18 protein-coding genes are annotated in these 15,642 nt (G+C 71.9%); 14 read left to right on the top strand and 4 right to left on the bottom strand.

Going from position 1 to position 15,642, the window contains the following annotated elements; genetic code table 11:
- Together G6038_RS17280 and G6038_RS17275 are read right to left on the bottom strand one after the other, a co-directional pair.
- The coding region (locus tag G6038_RS17280) for a serine/threonine-protein kinase (protein WP_240918551.1) at positions 1–1,040 on the bottom strand (1,040 nt) is incomplete at its 3' end.
- Between the two features lie 73 nt (positions 1,041–1,113).
- The gene (locus tag G6038_RS17275) at positions 1,114–1,983 is read right to left on the bottom strand and encodes a DUF2470 domain-containing protein (protein ID WP_165039040.1); all 870 of its coding nucleotides are present in this window, start codon (positions 1,981–1,983) and stop codon (positions 1,114–1,116) included.
- A gap of 79 nt (positions 1,984–2,062) precedes the next feature.
- Here G6038_RS17275 and G6038_RS17270 point away from each other — a divergent pair, with 79 nt between their 5' ends.
- The 4 genes from G6038_RS17270 to G6038_RS17255 all read left to right on the top strand — a co-directional run bounded on the left by G6038_RS17270 (position 2,063) and on the right by G6038_RS17255 (position 5,195).
- Positions 2,063–2,767 carry a hypothetical protein gene (locus G6038_RS17270; protein ID WP_346772841.1) on the top strand — a complete coding sequence of 235 codons (705 nt, stop codon included), beginning with the start codon at positions 2,063–2,065 and terminating at the stop codon, positions 2,765–2,767.
- A gap of 88 nt (positions 2,768–2,855) precedes the next feature.
- Positions 2,856–3,770 (top strand): prephenate dehydratase, encoded by a 915-nt coding sequence (gene pheA, locus G6038_RS17265; RefSeq protein ID WP_165039039.1) that lies wholly within the window; start codon positions 2,856–2,858, stop codon positions 3,768–3,770.
- Positions 3,767–4,429 (top strand): histidine phosphatase family protein, encoded by a 663-nt coding sequence (locus G6038_RS17260; RefSeq protein ID WP_206024947.1) that lies wholly within the window; start codon positions 3,767–3,769, stop codon positions 4,427–4,429. Before pheA ends, G6038_RS17260 begins: the two co-directional genes overlap by 4 nt.
- A 118-nt stretch (positions 4,430–4,547) precedes the next feature.
- On the top strand, positions 4,548–5,195 hold the full coding sequence (locus tag G6038_RS17255; RefSeq protein ID WP_165039038.1) for a TetR/AcrR family transcriptional regulator: 648 nt from the start codon (positions 4,548–4,550) through the stop codon (positions 5,193–5,195).
- Between the two features lie 9 nt (positions 5,196–5,204).
- Here the strand turns inward: G6038_RS17255 and G6038_RS17250 are convergent, their stop codons facing one another.
- Positions 5,205–5,987: an enoyl-CoA hydratase gene (locus G6038_RS17250; protein ID WP_165039037.1), complete on the bottom strand. Its 783-nt coding sequence runs from the start codon at positions 5,985–5,987 to the stop codon at positions 5,205–5,207.
- Between the two features lie 49 nt (positions 5,988–6,036).
- Positions 6,037–7,005: an NADPH:quinone oxidoreductase family protein gene (locus tag G6038_RS17245; protein WP_165039036.1), complete on the bottom strand. Its 969-nt coding sequence runs from the start codon at positions 7,003–7,005 to the stop codon at positions 6,037–6,039.
- Between the two features lie 234 nt (positions 7,006–7,239).
- Between G6038_RS17245 and G6038_RS17240 the strand changes: the two genes are divergently transcribed.
- From G6038_RS17240 to G6038_RS17195, 10 genes are all read left to right on the top strand, one after another.
- The gene (locus G6038_RS17240) at positions 7,240–8,040 is read left to right on the top strand and encodes a crotonase/enoyl-CoA hydratase family protein (RefSeq protein WP_165039035.1); all 801 of its coding nucleotides are present in this window, start codon (positions 7,240–7,242) and stop codon (positions 8,038–8,040) included.
- Between the two features lie 78 nt (positions 8,041–8,118).
- Entirely contained in the window at positions 8,119–9,312 is a 1,194-nt protein-coding gene (locus tag G6038_RS17235) for a thiolase family protein (RefSeq protein WP_165039034.1), read from the top strand.
- 27 nt (positions 9,313–9,339) lie between these two features.
- A complete protein-coding gene (locus tag G6038_RS17230) occupies positions 9,340–10,101 on the top strand; it encodes a 3-hydroxyacyl-CoA dehydrogenase (RefSeq protein WP_165039033.1) in 762 nt (253 codons plus the stop codon).
- A 40-nt stretch (positions 10,102–10,141) separates the two neighbouring features.
- A complete protein-coding gene (locus G6038_RS17225; protein ID WP_165039032.1) occupies positions 10,142–10,804 on the top strand; it encodes a TetR/AcrR family transcriptional regulator in 663 nt (220 codons plus the stop codon).
- Positions 10,805–10,854: 50 nt separating this feature from the next.
- Positions 10,855–12,012, top strand: a complete 1,158-nt coding sequence (locus G6038_RS17220) for an acyl-CoA dehydrogenase family protein (RefSeq protein WP_165039031.1) — start codon at positions 10,855–10,857, stop codon at positions 12,010–12,012.
- Positions 12,013–12,040: 28 nt separating this feature from the next.
- A complete protein-coding gene (locus G6038_RS17215; RefSeq protein WP_165039030.1) occupies positions 12,041–12,799 on the top strand; it encodes an SDR family oxidoreductase in 759 nt (252 codons plus the stop codon).
- A gap of 46 nt (positions 12,800–12,845) precedes the next feature.
- Positions 12,846–13,133, top strand: coding sequence for an antibiotic biosynthesis monooxygenase (locus G6038_RS17210; protein WP_165039029.1), 288 nt, complete (start codon positions 12,846–12,848; stop codon positions 13,131–13,133).
- A 133-nt stretch (positions 13,134–13,266) separates the two neighbouring features.
- Positions 13,267–13,431, top strand: coding sequence for a hypothetical protein (locus G6038_RS17205; protein ID WP_165039028.1), 165 nt, complete (start codon positions 13,267–13,269; stop codon positions 13,429–13,431).
- 78 nt (positions 13,432–13,509) lie between these two features.
- On the top strand, positions 13,510–14,571 hold the full coding sequence (locus G6038_RS17200) for a hypothetical protein (protein ID WP_165039027.1): 1,062 nt from the start codon (positions 13,510–13,512) through the stop codon (positions 14,569–14,571).
- A complete protein-coding gene (locus G6038_RS17195) occupies positions 14,568–15,641 on the top strand; it encodes a SagB/ThcOx family dehydrogenase (protein WP_165039026.1) in 1,074 nt (357 codons plus the stop codon). The genes G6038_RS17200 and G6038_RS17195 overlap by 4 nt, the downstream gene beginning before the upstream one ends.
- The last annotated feature ends 1 nt before the right edge of the window (position 15,642 follow it).

Here is a 15,642-nt window from a genome sequence, read left to right as displayed (position 1 = left end):
GGGCCGGGCGGTGGCGGTGGTGGGGGACCGTTCGGTCGCGGCGGTACGGGTTTGACGGGTGCCGCTGTGGCCGTGACGGGTGTGGCTGTGACGGGTGTCGCGAGGGGGTGCCGGCCGGTCGGCTGGTCGTGGAACCGCAGCTCGCCGGGCAGGGCCATGTCGTCGACGTGGCGGCCGTGCCGGGCCTGGGTCTGCTGCAGCTCGCGGCCGAAGTCGGCTGCGGTCGCGGGCCGGCGGGCCGGGTCGACGGACATGGCGTGCTCGATGGCGGCGCACACGTCGTCGGGGATGCCCTGGGGGCGCAGGTCCGGGATGGGCTGGCTGGTGATGCGCAGGAACTGCGCGATGATCTCCTCGCCCGTGCGTCGCTCGAACGCGGCGCGGCCGGTGATGAGGGCGAACATGGCTGCGCCGAGGCCGTAGATGTCCGAGGCCGGGGTGGGCGGCTTGCCCTCGAGCACCTCGGGTGCGGTGAAGGCGAGCGATCCGGTGAAGGCGCCGGTGGCGGTTTCGAAGCCGCCGGCGATGCGGGCGATGCCGAAGTCGGTGAGCTGCGGCTCGCCGTACTCGGTGACGAGGATGTTGGCGGGCTTGACGTCGCGGTGCAGGGTGCCGGCGCGGTGGGCGGTCTCGAGGGCGCCGGCGAGCTTGACCCCGACGCGGACGACGTCCCACCACGGCATCGGCCCGTCCCGGCGCACCCGCACCGCGAGCGAGTCGTTGGGGTGGTAGGGCATCACGATGTACGGCCGGCCGGTGGAGGTGACGCCCACCTGGAGAATGTTGACGATGTTCGGGTGGCCGGACAGCCCGCCCATCGCGAACCCCTCGCGCAGGAACCGTTCGCGGTTCTCGGCGTCGAGGTCGGAGGAGAGCACCTTGATCGCGACGGTGCGCCCGAGGGAGCGTTGCCGGCACCGGTAGACGACGCCGAAGCCGCCCCGGCCGACCACGAGGGCGTCGTCGAACCCCGCCGCGGCGAGTTCCGCCGCGATCCCCTGCCCCGCGGGACGGGTGGCTTCCGGATCGAAATCGGCCATGGTTCCCGGCTTTCGGCCTGCGACGCGCTCGGAAGAGTGCTGACTCGAGGATACCGCCGAAGCGCGGGGCCGATCAGTGCCTGGCGCGCAGCCCGTTGGCGAACGGGCAGCCCACGAGGCGGCGCAGGGCGCGGCTCAGGGACTCGACGTCGTCGACGGGTTCGGGGAACGGAATCCGGACGTCGTGGTCGCTGCGGCCGGACTCGAGTCGCAGGCGCAGGCCGTAGCGGTCCAGGCCGAGAGGCCGGATGCGGCCGCGCCGGTCGTTGACGGGAATGTGCCGGGCGATGCGGTGGACGAGGTCGCCGTGGTCCTGCTCGAGGTGCTGCAACCATGCGGACTCGACGGCGGCGAACGGGTCCGGCGCGGCCGCGAGGACGTCGGCGACCTCCACGGACTCGGCGCCGGTGGTGTCGGCGGCCACAACGGACGTGAGCCGCAGGCGCAGCAGTTCGGCGCGGTGCCCGACGTCCAGCAGCGCGGGGTGGGGCAGGGTCGCGGCGATGTCGGCGGCGAGCCGGCGGGGTTCGGCGACGGCGTGGGCGGTGCCGCTGAGCCAGATGAGCGACCGGACGGGGTTGCGCAGCCGCAGCGGCGAGTGGTCGGTCAGTTCCAGCACGGAGTGCAGGCCCGCGGCGCCGCGCTGCCAGGTCAGCGCGACGGCGGCACAGTCGTCGGGGACGACGACGAGCAGGTCGCCGTCGCTGTGCAGGTGGTGCATCGTCGCGGTGACGGGCGCGGCTCCATCGGTAGCGAGTACGGCGGAGCCGGTGGCGAGTACGGCGGAGCCGGTGGCGAGTACGGCGGAGCCGGTGGCGAGTACGGCGGAGCCGGTGGCGAGTACGGCGGAGCCGGTGGCGAGTACGGCGGAGCCGGTGCGGACGACGGCGGTGCGGACCGCTTCGGCGGTCGTGGGCGCGGAACGGGCGGTGGTGGCCGGCATCGAATCCTCCTCGAATAGTAGGTGAGGCAAACCTAAGTCATGGTGACCGGGGTCGCAACACCCCGGCTAGCCTGGAGACGTGCCGATCCCGCTCACCCTCGGAATGCCGCCGTCCCGCGAGGAGCCCCGCGGCCTGCTCACCGCCCTGCTCACCCGCCGGCATCCGACCCTCGCCGACGCGCTCGCCGCCCCCGCGCTCGACGCGATCGGCGCCCCCGTGGTGCCGGTGTCCACGCTGACCGAGGTCCTCGTGGAGACGACCGGCGCGGTGCGGATCGTCGGTGAACTCGACGTCGCGCCCGACGTGGAGCGCCTGTCCGGCCTGCGCCCGGCTCCGGTCCGCTACCAGCTCGACTGCACCGCGGCGGACCTCGACGACGCGCTCGCCGTCGCCGTGCCCGCGCCCCTGACCGTCTACGTCGACGCCGGTGACCTGCCCGAGACGGCCCGTGCGCTCGTCGGCGCCGGGCACAGCCCCGGCCTGCCCACCGGACGCGACGTCGGGGAGATCGCCGACTTCCTGTCCGTCCTCGCCCACGCAGATACCGGCTACGTCGCGCGCGCCCGCGACGCCGACGAGGTGCTCGCCCTGCTCGCCGCCACCGTCGCGGCCCTGCGCGGCGACGACGTGCGCGCCGCCCTCGCCTCGCCCGACCCCGGCCGGCTGACCGCCCTGATCCCCGAGGCGGCCGCGGCCGTGCGCGACATCCTGCTCGCCGTCGAGGTCGACGACCCGGCCGGCGTCGCGCGCGACCTCGCAGCCCTCGGCCTGTCGGCGCGATGACCCCGCTGCCCCGGTGGCCCCGTTGCCCCGATGACCCCGTTGCCGCGATGACAGGGCCCGGACACGTTCGATGCGTACCCTTCTAGACGTGCCACGCATCGCCTACTTCGGCCCCACCGGAACCTTCACGGAGATGGCCCTCGCCCGGTTCGAGGGCGCCGGCGCCTTCGACGGCCCGGTCGAGCGGGTGTCGGCCGCCAGCCCGCCCGCGGCGCTGCAACTCGTGCGCGACGGCGCGGTCGACGGCGCAGTGGTGCCCATCGAGAGCTCGGTGGAGGGCTCGGTGCCCCCCACGATGGACGCTCTCGCGGTCGGCCCGCGCCTGCAGATCGTGGCCGAAACGGAGCTGGACGTCGCCTTCACCGTCGTGGCCCGGCCGGGCATCACGCTCGACGAGGTCCGCACCGTGCACGCCTATCCGGTGGCCGCCGCGCAGGTGCGCCAGTGGATCGCCGACCACATGCCGAAGGCCGACGTGGTGGCCGCCTCGTCCAATGCCGGCGCCGCCGAGGACGTCGCCGCCGGCAAGGCCGACGCCGGCGTGTCCACCGCCCTGGCCGGGCAGCGGCTGGGCCTGCCGGTCCTCGCCGACGGCGTCGCCGACCACGCCGGCGCCCGCACCCGGTTCGTGCTCGCCACCCGGCCCGCCCCCACACCGGCGCGCACCGGCGTCGACCGCACCTCCGTGATCCTGCAGCTGCCGAACGAACCGGGCTCCCTCGTGCGGGCCATGACCGAGTTCGCCACCCGCGGCATCGACCTCACCCGCATCGAGTCCCGCCCTACCCGCCAGGAATACGGGACCTACTTTTTCCACTTGGACTGTGTCGGCCACATCGACGACGCGCTCGTCGCCGAGGCGCTCAAGGCGCTGCACCGCTTCGCGCAGGTGCGGTTCCTCGGCTCCTGGGCGGCGGTGTCCCAGCACGGTGTGGCCCCGGTATCGGACGAAGAGGATGCGCAGTGGCTGCAACGGCTGCGGCGCGGGGAGGAAGAGCGTTGAGCGGCCGATTGATCCTGGTCCGGCACGGGCAGACGGTGGCGAATGTCGCGCGTCGCCTCGACACCAAGCTGCCGGGCGCCGAACTGACCGACCTCGGCGTCGCGCAGGCCCGCACCCTCGGGCGGGGCTTCGCGCAGCAGCCGCCGACCGCCCTGTTCGCCTCGCAGGCCCTGCGCGCCCGGCAGACCGCCGAGCACGTCGAGCTCGCCGCCCGTGTGACCACCGTCGTCCGCGAAGGCCTGCACGAGGTGCAGGTCGGCGAGCTCGAGGACCGCAGCGACGAGGAATCCCACGCGCTGTTCATGAAGGTGTACGAGTCCTGGCACACCGGCGACCTGCGCGACCGGGTGCCCGGCGGCGAATCCGGCCTCGACGTCCTGGACCGGTACCTGCCGGTGGTCGAGTCGCTGCGCACCGACTACCTCGACGACGGGTCGGGGGACGTCGTGGTGGTCAGCCACGGCGCCGCCATCCGCCTCGTCGCCGCGCACCTCGGCCGGGTGCCCGGCAGCTTCGCGACCAGCAACCACCTCGCCAACACCCAGAGCGTCGAACTCGCCCCGCTGCCCGGCGGCGGCTGGGAGTGCGTGCGCTGGGGCACCTTCCAGGCGCCGTTCCACGACACCGGACGCGCCGGCGCCGACGACCCGATGGGTTAGTCCCCACCTCGTCGTCCGCGCGCAGGGAGGATCCGAGCGCGCAGGCGTCCCGGCTGCTGCCGGTGCACAGGTATCCTCGAGCCGTCCGAATGTAGCGATCGATAGGTTGGGTACGGCAATGGGAACTTCCACCGACGACACCGTCGCGGACGGTGTCGCCGCGCCGGACTGGCGTCGCCTCGAGCCGATGGAGCTGACTCCCATTCTCTCCGCGGCGCTCGACGCCTTCTACGAGACCGGGTTCCACGGCACCTCGGTACGGGAGATCGCCCGCCGGGTCGGCGTCACCGTTCCCGCGTTGTACTACCACCACGAGAACAAGGAAGGCCTGCTCATCGCGCTGCTCGAGCTCTCGACCAGCGATGTGATGACCCGGGCCTACGCCGCCGACGCCGACGGCGGCGACGATCCGGTGCAGCGGCTCTCCAACGCCATCGAGGCGATCGTGCTGCGCATGACGAACCGTCCCCGCCTCGCCGCGCTCGAGGGCGAGGTGCGCTACCTCAGCCCCGAGAACCGGCAGCGCTACCGCGCGGTGCGCAAGGAGATCGAGAAGCTCGTCTTCGAGATCGTCGAGGACGGGACCCGGCGCGGAGCGTTCGACGTCGAGGATCCGGCCGAGACGACCCGTGCGCTGCTCGGGATGTGCCAGTCCATCCCGCGGTGGTACCACCGCGAGGGCTCCCTGAGCCCGGAGGAGGTGGCGCGCAAGTACGTCGCGATCGCCCTCAAGACGGTCGGCGCCACCCCTGCCTCGAAGCCCTGACGGACGGACTCAGCTCCGGCCGAACACCGCCGTCCGCTTCTCCTGGAAGGCGCTCACGCCCTCGTGGAAGTCCGCGGACGCCAGCAGCTGGAGCTGGCCGGCGCGCTCGCGCGTGAACGCGCTGTCGAGCTCGCCGAGGGTCGCGTCGTTGATCGCGTCCTTGGTGGAGTGGAAGGCCTCGACCGGTCCGGCGGCGAGGCGGGCGGCGAGCGCGTCGACGGCGGCGGCGAAGTCGTCGTCGGGATGCACCTCGGCGATCAGCCCGGCCGCGAGGGCCTCGGCGACGGGCAGCCGTTCGGCGAGCAGTGCCATCTTCAGGGCGCGGGCACGGCCGATCGACGCGGCGACGAGTGCGGTCGCGCCGCCGTCGGGCATGAGGCCGATGCGGGTGAAGGCGAGCAGCAGGTAGGCGGACTCGGCCGCGACGGTGAGGTCGCAGCCCAGGGCGAGGGACACGCCGACGCCGGCGGCGGGGCCGTTGACGGCGCCGATGACCGGACGCGGGAAGGCGCGGATCGCGGCGACGGTGCGGTTGGCGGCGTCGATGGTGTCGGCCGACGGCGGCGCGGACAGGTCCTTGCCGGCGAGGTCGGCGCCGGTGCAGAAGGCGCGACCGGTGCCGGTGAGGACCGCGACGCGTACGGCGTCGTCGCCCGCGTGCTTCTCGAAGGCCTCGGCGACGGCCTCGAGGGTGGCGGTGGTGACGGCGTTCATCCGGGCGGGCCGGTTGAGGGTGACACGCAGGATGCCGTCGTCGACGGTGACGTCGACGCCGACGGGATCGATGGTCATGGGTCCTCCGGGGGTCGGGTTCAAGGGACGGTCAGGGTCTCTCGGGACGTCAGGGGCGCAGCGCCAGGGCGACCTTGCCGGTGGCGGAGCGATGTGCGAGCGACCGCAACGCCTCGGCGGCGTGCGTCATCGGGTGGACGGTGGGCTCGGGGATCTGCAGTGCCCCCGAGCGCAGCAGCGGCTCGAGCTGCGCCCATTGCTGGGCGGTGTAGCCGGGGAAGGTACGCACGTATTCGCCCCATCCGGCACCGAGAACCGAGATGTTCTTGAGCAGAAGACGATTCACTTTGACGGTGGGGATCTCGCCGCCGGTGAAGCCGAGGACCACGACGCGTCCGTTCGGTGCCAGGCTGCGCAGGCTGTCGGTGAATCGGTCGCCGCCGACGGGATCGAGAACGATGTCGACGCCGCGTCCGCCGGTGAGCTCGAGGACCCGGTCCTTGAAGCCCTCCACGGCGACGGTGTGGGTGGCGCGGTTGGCCTTCGCGACCGCGGCCTTCTCCTCGGTGCTCACCACCGCGATGGTCTCGAGTCCGAGTGCCGCCGCGACCTGCAGGGCAGCGACGCCGACACCCCCTGCGGCGCCGTGCACGAGTACCGTCTCGCCGGAGCGATAGCGGGCGCGTTCGTCGAGCGCGAAGTGGACGGTCAGGTAGTTCATGAGGAATCCGGATCCGGCCGTCAGGGACACCGAATCGGGAAGCGGAAAGACGGATTTCGGATCCACCGCGACGGTCTGCTGCCACGCGCCACCGGTGGCGAGGACGGCGACGCGCTGCCCCGGCGTCAGGCCGCTGCCGGCCGGGGCGGTGCGCACGGTGCCGGCGCCTTCGACGCCGAGCACGCTCGGCAGGGGGCGCACGACCTGGTAGCTCGCGGTGGTCTGCAGCAGGTCGGGGAACGAGACTCCGGCCGCGTGCAGATCGACGACGACGAGGCCGTCCGGGTCGGGCTCGGGAAGGTCCACGAGCCGAACGCCGTCGGGCCCGGTTGCTTCGGTCAGCTGTACCGCCTGCATGAGTTCTCCTGCCGTCCTGGTGGCCGAGCCTGTTCCGGGGGCTCCGTGTTCGAGCGCTCCGTGTTCGGGGCTCCGTTTCGAGGGCCCCGTGTCGCGGCGCACGGGTACGGCCTCATCCCTACCAGAACCCGCTGATCGGACGCTAGTTATGCGCGAACGTTGACCGATCGATCGATCCGTGGTAATCCTTTAGCGATCGATAAGTAATGCCGACTGTATCCGATAGGGGCGCACATGGCCGACGAGTCCACCGTTACCGAACCTGCCGCACGGTACGAGCGGCGTGGCGGCGTCGCCGTCATCACGCTCAACCGCCCCCGGGCGCTCAACGCCGTGAACGCGGCGCTGGCGACGGCGGTCGGCACCCTGCTCGAGCGGGCGGAGGCGGACGACGACGTGCGCGTCGTGGTGCTCACCGGTGCGGGCCGCGCGTTCTGCGCGGGCGCCGATCTCAAGGCCCTCGCCACGGGCGAGAGCATCGCCGCCGACGGGCACCCCGAATGGGGCTTCGCCGGTTATGCCCAGCACTGGATCAGCAAGCCGACCATCGCCGCGGTCAACGGGTTCGCCCTCGGCGGCGGCACCGAGCTGGTGCTCGCGTCCGACCTCGCGGTCGTCGACGAGGACGCCAAGCTCGGCCTGCCCGAGGTCAAACGGGGCCTGTTCGCCGCCGCGGGCGGGGTCATCCGCCTGCAACAGCAGATCCCGCGCAAGATCGCCCTCGAGATCGCGCTGACCGGCGAGCCGATCTCCGCCACCCAGGGCCAGGAACTGGGCCTGGTCAACCGGGTCGCCCCGGCGGGCACCGCGCTCGAGGTGGCGCTGGCCCTGGCCGAGACCATCGCCGCGAACGCGCCGCTGTCCGTGCGCGAATCGAAGTCGATGATCCACCGCACCGCGCACGGCGACGACTGGGAGGCGGGGGTGTGGGAGGCCAACGCCGCCGCGATGAAGGTCGTGTTCACCAGCGACGACGCCAAGGAAGGCCCGACCGCGTTCGCGCAGAAGCGGCAGCCGGTCTGGAAGGGTCGCTGACCCCCTGATCTCGGCCCGGGGTCTCGTCGATCCCTCCGGGACACCCGGGCCGCTCCAACCCCTCGAAAGGAATTCCTCATGACCAACGCTGTGATCGTCGACGTGGTCCGCACCGCGGTCGGCAAGGGCAAGCCCGGCGGCGCCCTGTCCGGCACCCACCCCGTCGAGCTGCTCGCCCACGTGCTGCGCGAGATCACCTCCCGCAACGACCTCGACCCCGCGCTCGTCGACGACGTCATCGGCGGCTGCGTCAACCAGGCCGGCGAGCAGGCCCTGAACATCTCCCGCACCGCCCTGCTGTCGGCCGGCTTCCCCGAGTCGGTGCCGGCCACCACCATCGACCGGCAGTGCGGCTCGAGCCAGCAGGCCGCCCACTTCGCCGCCCAGGGCGTCATCGCCGGCGCCTACGACATCGTCATCGCCTGCGGTGTGGAATCGATGAGCCGCGTGCCGATGGGCACCTCGTCGATGGGGCAGGACGCCGCCGGCCCGGGCATCGCCGCCCGCTACCCCGAGGGACTGGTCAACCAGGGCATCTCCGCCGAGCTGATCGCCGCAAAGTGGAAGTTCGACCGCGAGGCCCTCGACACGTTCTCGGCGCAGTCGCACCAGCGGGCCGCCGAGGCGATCGCCGCCGGCTTCTTCGACAAGGAGATCGTCCCGATCACGGTCACCAATGCCGCCGGTGAGCAGGTCCGGCACACCGTCGACGAGACGGTGCGCGCCGCCACCACCGCCGAGGGCCTGGCCGGTCTGAAGCCGTCGTTCTACACCGAGGCGTACGCCGCGCGCTTCCCGGAGGCCGGCTGGCACATCACCCCGGGCAACTCGTCGCCGCTCACCGACGGGGCGTCGGCGGCGCTGATCATGAGCGAGGAGGCCGCGGCCAAGCTCGGCCTGACCCCGCGGGCGCGGTTCCATTCCTTCGCCGTCGCCGGTGACGACCCGATGTTCATGCTCACCGCCCCCATCCCCGCGACGAAGAAGATCCTGGCCAAGTCGGGTCTGGGCATCGACGACATCGATGCCTACGAGGTCAACGAGGCGTTCGCTCCGGTGCCGCTGATGTGGGCGCACGAGTTCGGGGCGGATCCGGCCCGGCTCAACCCGCGCGGCGGCGCGATCGCCCTCGGCCACGCCCTCGGTTCGTCGGGCACCCGGCTGCTGACCACCCTGGTCAACCACCTCGAGGCCACCGGCGGCCGGTACGGCCTGCAGACCATGTGCGAGGGCGCCGGCATGGCCAACGCCACCGTCATCGAACGTCTCTGATCCGCAACCACATTCGAAAGGAACCTCATGATCGTCAACGACAGCGTCGCCGTCGTCACCGGCGGTGCCTCCGGCCTCGGCCTGGCCACCGTCAAGGCCCTGCTCGCCGACGGCGCGCAGGTCGTCATCATCGACCTGCCCTCCTCCAACGGTGAGACCGTCGCCAAGGAGCTCGGCGACCGCGTCCGCTTCGCCGCCGCCGACGTCACCGACGAGGCCGCCGTCGTCGAGGCCCTCGACCTCGCCGAATCGCTCGGCCCGCTGCGCGTCGCGGTCAACTGCGCCGGCATCGGCAACGCCGTCAAGACCGTGAGCAAGAAGGGCGCGTTCCCGCTCGCCGACTTCACCAAGATCATCAACGTGAATCTCGTCGGCACGTTCAACGTGATCCGCCTGGCCGCCGAGCGCATCGCCAAGACCGAGCCGATCGACGGCGAGCGCGGTGTCATCATCAACACCGCCTCCGTCGCCGCGTTCGACGGCCAGATCGGCCAGGCCGCGTACTCCGCGTCCAAGGGCGGCGTCGTCGGCATGACCCTGCCGATCGCCCGCGATCTCGCGTCGCTGCTGATCCGCGTCGTCACCATCGCCCCCGGCCTGTTCAAGACCCCGCTGCTCGGGTCGCTGCCGGAAGAGGCACAGAAGTCCCTCGGCCAGCAGGTCCCGCACCCGGCCCGCCTCGGCGACCCGTCCGAGTACGGCGCACTGGCCGCGCACATCGTCTCCAACCCGATGCTCAACGGCGAGGTCATCCGCCTCGACGGCGCCATCCGCATGGCACCGCGCTGAGCGCCGCGTGAGCTGATCGACGCGTGAGAGGACGGGGCCGATGACTGTGGAGCCCGCACCCCCCCGGTTCGCGAACTGGCGGGAATTCGAGCCCCTGCGGCTCGGCCCCATCCTCGATCACGCGCTGGAGGCCTTCGGAGAGAACGGTTTCCACGGAACCACCGTCCGCGACCTGGCCCGCCGGGTCGGGGTGACGGTGCCCGCGCTGTACTACCACCACGAGAACAAGGAAGCCGTTCTCGTCACCCTGCTCGACACCGCCGTCCGAGACCTCATCGAACGCGCACTCGCCGCCGTCGGCGAGGGTGGTGACGACCCCGTCCGGCGCTTCACCAACTTCGTCGAGGCGATCGTGCTGAACTCGACGCACCGCGCCCCGCAGTCCGCACTCGACTCCGAACTGCGGCACGTGTCCCCGCAGAACCGCCGCAGCTACGCCGCCACCCGCAAGCGCCTCGAGCTCATGGCCCTCGACCTCGTCGACGAGGGGGTCGAGCGCGGCGTCTTCGCCGTCGACGACATCGCCGAATCCGTGCGGGCCCTGCTCGGCATGTGCCAGTCCATCACCCGCTGGTTCCGGCTCGGCGGACCCCTCACCCCGGACCAGGTCGCAGCCCGATACACCGTCATCGCCCTGCGCATCGTGGGATACCGGGCCGCGCCGGACCCACCCCGCGGATCGTCGCCGGTGCGGAGGAACTGAGCACCGACCCCGTTGCCGACGACCGTCCTTCGCACCCTGGGAGAGAACCGATGCACCGCACCTTTTTCGAAGCCGACCACGAGGCGTACCGGGACACGGTGCGCGAATTCCTCGCCCGCGAGGTCGAACCCCACTACGAACGGTGGGAGACCGAGCGGCTCGTCGACCGCTCCGCCTGGCTCGCCGCCGGCAAGTCCGGCATCGTCGGCCTCGGCGTCCCCGAGGAATTCGGCGGCTCCGGGGTGAGCGACTACCGGTTCCGCTGCGTCGTGGCCGAGGAGATCGCCCGCACCGGCACCACCTCCTTCGGCTCCGGCATGAGCCTGCAGGACGACATCGCCATCCCCTACATTGCCGATCTCGGCACCGAGGACCAGAAGCGACGCTGGCTGCCCGGCATGGCCGCCGGTGAGCTCATCGGCGCGATCGCGATGACCGAACCCGGCACCGGCTCGGACCTGCAAGCCGTCAAGACCACCGCCGTGCGCGACGGCGACGACTGGATCCTGACCGGGCAGAAGACGTTCATCACCAACGGCATCCACTCCGATCTGGTCATCGTCGTCGCCCGCACCGACCCGGAGGCCGGCGCCCGCGGATTCTCCCTGCTCGTCGTCGAACGCGGCATGCCGGGCTTTTCCCGCGGCCGCAAACTGCACAAGGTGGGCCTGGCCGGGCAGGACACCGCGGAGCTGTCCTTCGAGGACGTGCGGGTGCCGGCGGACAATCTGCTCGGCACCGAAGGGCAGGGGTTCTTCCACCTCATGGAGCACCTGCCGCTCGAGCGCCTCTCCATCGCCGTCGCCGCGATCGCGGCCGCGCGGGCGGCGTACGAGTGGACCAAGGACTACGTGTTCGAGCGCAAGGCGTTCGGCAAGCCGATCGGCGACCTGCAGAACACCCGGTTCGCCCTCGCCGAGATGCTCACCGAGATCGAGGTCACCGGCTCGCACATCGACCGGTGCGTGCTGGCCCTCAACGCCGGCGAGCTCACCGCGGTCGACGCCGCCAAGGCCAAGTGGTGGGCCAGCGAGCTGCAGAAACGCGTCGTGGACCGGTGCGTGCAGCTTCACGGCGGCTACGGCTACATGATGGAGTACCCCATCGGCCGCGCCTACGTCGACACCCGCATCCAGACCATCTACGGTGGCACCACCGAGATCATGAAGGAGATCATCGGCCGCGACATCGCCGCCGAATACGCCTGATCCACTCCGTATCCGAAGGAGCGACACCATGTTCGATCTGTCCGGCAAGCGGGCACTGGTCACCGGCGGCTCGGCCGGAATCGGTCTGGGCATGGCGCGCGGGCTCGCCTCCGCAGGTGCCGACGTGGCGCTGTGGGGCCGCGGCACCGAACGCCTCGAGAAGGCGGCGACCGACCTCGCCACCACCGGCGCCCGCGTGGTCACCCGATCTGTGGACGTGTCCGACGAGCAGGCCGTGCGCGACGGTGTCGCCGCGACGGTCGCGGAGCTCGGGGGCCTCGACGTGGTCGTGGTCAACGCCGGAATCGGCGTTCCACTCGCCAAGTTCGTCGAGTCGAGCACCGAGGACTACCGGAAGGTGATGGCCGCCAACCTCGACGGCGCATACTTCACCCTGCGCGAGACGGCCGGGGTGCTCGTCGATCAGGGCACCGGCGGATCGATGATCGTCACGTCCAGCCTGGGCGCGATCCAGGGCGCCGGGCGCAATCAGGCCTACGGCGCCACCAAGGCGGGCGTGCTCGCCCTGGCCAACGGATGCGCGGTGGAACTCGCCCGGCATCGCATCCGCGTCAACAGCGTGCTGCCCGGCTGGATCGCCACCGACATGACCGGTCCGCTGCAGGCCTCCGATCCGTTCAACACCCATGTCATCTCCCGGGTACCGTTGGGCCGGTGGGGAACACCCGAGGATTTCGCGGGCATCGCCGTGTACCTTGCGAGTGACGCGTCCGCCTTCCAGACCGGATCGTCCACCCTGATCGACGGCGGCTACTCGGTCTTCTGATGTCGCCGGAAGTGTTGTCCAGCAAGTTCGTCAACGAGGAGAAGCTATGGCACTGATCGCATTCCTGGAACTCGAGTTCAAGCCCGACGCACTCGATCAGGCCCGCACGGTGATGGATCGGGTCCTGAAGGAAACCCGCGCGTTCGACGGCTGCCTCGGCGTCGAGGTGCTCGCCGACCGTTCGAACGAGGCGCGCTGGGTGGCCGTGGAGAAGTGGGAGTCGGAGCAGCACGACGCCGCGTACCGCGAGTTCCGGGCCGGGCCCGGCGCGATCACCGATCTCGGCCCGCTGCTCGCGGGTGCGCCGAAGCTGACCTACTACAACGAGGTCTGACCGGCAGGGGTGGGCAGATCCCGCCCTGGGGTGCCTGGCCGGGGACGGCGCCGTCGCCGACGATCTATATGTCGGATCGACGCCCGCCCTCCCGGTTCCGGGAATGGCGGATCCTCCCAGAAAGGCGGACGCCATGCACATCGAAGAGATGGCCCGGACCCTGCTCACCCTCGACGCCGGTGACGAAGCCGCGCTGCGCAGCGTCGCAGCGATCGAGGACGCCACCTTCGTGGCCTACGCGAGCGACTACGTCGAGGCCATGACGCGGCCCGGCTGCAAGGGCTGTCACGGCGGCTGATCGGCGGGCGCGCAACGGCCGGGGCACCACGGTGCCCCGGCCGTACCGTCCCGACGACCGCCACCGAAGGAACCCCTCATGACCGCTGCGCTGCCGCTGCTGCTGCGCTCGCACCCCCACCTCACCACCGCCTCCGCCGAATCCCGGGACTTCCAGGCCCGCGTCGGGCATCCCACGGGGACGGATCCGGCGCCGTGCGTCCTCGTCCTCACCCGGGCCGCCGACCGCGAGATCGACGAGCTGTCGCTGTGGCTGGCCGCACGCGGCATCACGCTGCTGCGCCTCGACAGCGACCGGTGCGCCGACACGGACGTGCAGTGGGACCCGGTCGCCGGCCTGCTCACCCGCGACGGCCGCACGTTCCGGCCCCAGGTGTGCTGGCTGCGCTACTTCGACGTCGACGCACTGCGCACCGCGCAGACCACCCCCGACGCGGTGCAGCACGTGCACGACCAGTGGCAGGCCCTCGTCGCCGCCCTGGCGGCGCATCCGGGCCTGCGCACGCTCAATTCCGGGGCCCGGCCCGGAACCCCCGACCGCCTCACCCAGCTCGCCGCCGCCCGCGCGGCCGGGCTGCGTGTGCCCGCCACCCTCGTGACCACGCGGCTCGACGTCGCCGCCCGGGGACTGCCGGGGAACGGCGACCTGCTGGTCAAGAGCCTCGGCCGGCACTGCGTCGAACCGCAGCCCGGCCGCCTGCGGGGCGTCTACCCGCAGCGCGTCACCCGCGCGTCGATCGACGGGGAACAACCCACGGGCGCACCGGTTCTCGTCCAGGAGTATGTGGCCGCCGACCGGGAGCTGCGAATCCACGCCGTGGGCGGAAGGCTGATCGGCTATGCGGTCACCCGGCCCACGCCGGAGTCGCTGTGGACACAGCCGGAGTCGATCTCCGTGCGGCGCTGCGACATTCCCGCCGAGGTTGCCGCATCGCTGCGCGAGCTCCTCGACCGGTTCCGGCTCGACCTCGCCGCCTTCGATCTGCTCGACACACCCGGCGGCCCGGTGTTTCTCGAGGTCAACCCCGAATTCGACTGGCGCTGGACCGAACACGGCGCCGGTGACACCGGCACCACGAACGCGGTGCGCGCCCTGATCGCCGCCGTGACCGCCCCCGCCCACCGAGGAGAGAACCGATGACCCGCGTCGCCGTTGCCGAGTATGCGGTGCTGTTCTGGCGCGACGGCACGCTGGTGTGGGACGACTACCTGCACCACCGGCAGTTCGCGCTCACCCCCGACAGTGAGCGGGTGCTGCGCTGGTTCGCGTCGTGGCGCGAACTCGACAGCATCGCCGAACTGGGGGAGCTGCCGCTCGGAATCGCTCGCCGGCTGCTCGAGGCGCAGGTTCTCGTCGCCGAGGGATCGGCCGAGCACATCGAACAACAGCGGATGCTCGCCGAGTGGGGCACGTGGGGCCCCTCGGCCCGCTACCTGCACTTCGCGGCCCGCACCGACTCGGACGTCCGGTTCGCCGACGTGCTCGACGACGAGCTGCGGTCGGCGGCCAAGGCGAGCGAGCAGCCCGCCCCTGCGCCGGCCAAGTCCTACCCGCAGCATCCGATGATTCCCGTGCCCGGCGACCGGCCGGACTCGTCCGCGTGGCAGCGCCCGGGACTCGTCGACGCCCTGTTCGAGCGCCGCTCGGTCCGGCAGTTCACCGCCGACTCCGTGTCCCTCGACGCGGTGGGCACCGTCGCCCGCGTCGCGGCGGGACCCGTCGCGGTGATCGACCACCCGCAGGTGGGGCAGGTGCTGCTCAAGACCAGCCCGTCCGCCGGCGCCCGCACCCCCATCGAGCTGTACCTCTACGCGAACCGCGTCGACGGGCTCGAACCGGGGTTCTTCCACTACGCGCCGCTGCGTGGCGGGCTGGAGCGGATCGGCGACAGCGTGCCCGGGTCCGTGCTGGGCGCGGCGCTCGGCGAGCAGCCGTGGCTCTCGGACTGCGCGGCGCTGCTGATCTACACGGCCGTACCGGCCCGGACCCGGTGGCGGTACGAACGTTCCCGCGCCTACCGCGACATCCTCATCGAACTCGGCCACGTCAGTCAGACCGTCCTGCTCACCGCCACCGCGCTGGGCCTGGGCGCGGTGACGGCGACGGCGATGCGCGACCGCGAGCTCGAGGACCTGCTCGGCTGCGATCCCACCGCCGAGCCCGCCCTGGCGGTCACCGCGCTCGGCCGCCCCGCCGCCGGACTCGGGTGAC

The organism is Rhodococcus sp. 14C212 (assembly GCF_011058195.1).
Lineage (GTDB): Bacteria > Actinomycetota > Actinomycetes > Mycobacteriales > Mycobacteriaceae > Rhodococcus > Rhodococcus aetherivorans.
This window is presented reverse-complemented; position numbering and strand designations above follow the sequence as displayed.

What these genes read in the sequence shown, in the direction of transcription:
- G6038_RS17275 (WP_165039040.1), bottom strand. Translation starts at nt 1,983, where the DNA reads ATGCCGGCCACCACCGCCCGTTCCGCGCCCACGACCGCCGAAGCGGTC.
- G6038_RS17255 (WP_165039038.1), top strand. Translation starts at nt 4,548, where the DNA reads ATGGGAACTTCCACCGACGACACCGTCGCGGACGGTGTCGCCGCGCCG.
- G6038_RS17250 (WP_165039037.1), bottom strand. Translation starts at nt 5,987, where the DNA reads ATGACCATCGATCCCGTCGGCGTCGACGTCACCGTCGACGACGGCATC.
- G6038_RS17245 (WP_165039036.1), bottom strand. Translation starts at nt 7,005, where the DNA reads ATGCAGGCGGTACAGCTGACCGAAGCAACCGGGCCCGACGGCGTTCGG.
- G6038_RS17240 (WP_165039035.1), top strand. Translation starts at nt 7,240, where the DNA reads ATGGCCGACGAGTCCACCGTTACCGAACCTGCCGCACGGTACGAGCGG.
- G6038_RS17235 (WP_165039034.1), top strand. Translation starts at nt 8,119, where the DNA reads ATGACCAACGCTGTGATCGTCGACGTGGTCCGCACCGCGGTCGGCAAG.
- G6038_RS17230 (WP_165039033.1), top strand. Translation starts at nt 9,340, where the DNA reads ATGATCGTCAACGACAGCGTCGCCGTCGTCACCGGCGGTGCCTCCGGC.
- G6038_RS17225 (WP_165039032.1), top strand. Translation starts at nt 10,142, where the DNA reads ATGACTGTGGAGCCCGCACCCCCCCGGTTCGCGAACTGGCGGGAATTC.
- G6038_RS17220 (WP_165039031.1), top strand. Translation starts at nt 10,855, where the DNA reads ATGCACCGCACCTTTTTCGAAGCCGACCACGAGGCGTACCGGGACACG.
- G6038_RS17215 (WP_165039030.1), top strand. Translation starts at nt 12,041, where the DNA reads ATGTTCGATCTGTCCGGCAAGCGGGCACTGGTCACCGGCGGCTCGGCC.
- G6038_RS17210 (WP_165039029.1), top strand. Translation starts at nt 12,846, where the DNA reads ATGGCACTGATCGCATTCCTGGAACTCGAGTTCAAGCCCGACGCACTC.
- G6038_RS17205 (WP_165039028.1), top strand. Translation starts at nt 13,267, where the DNA reads ATGCACATCGAAGAGATGGCCCGGACCCTGCTCACCCTCGACGCCGGT.
- G6038_RS17200 (WP_165039027.1), top strand. Translation starts at nt 13,510, where the DNA reads ATGACCGCTGCGCTGCCGCTGCTGCTGCGCTCGCACCCCCACCTCACC.
- G6038_RS17195 (WP_165039026.1), top strand. Translation starts at nt 14,568, where the DNA reads ATGACCCGCGTCGCCGTTGCCGAGTATGCGGTGCTGTTCTGGCGCGAC.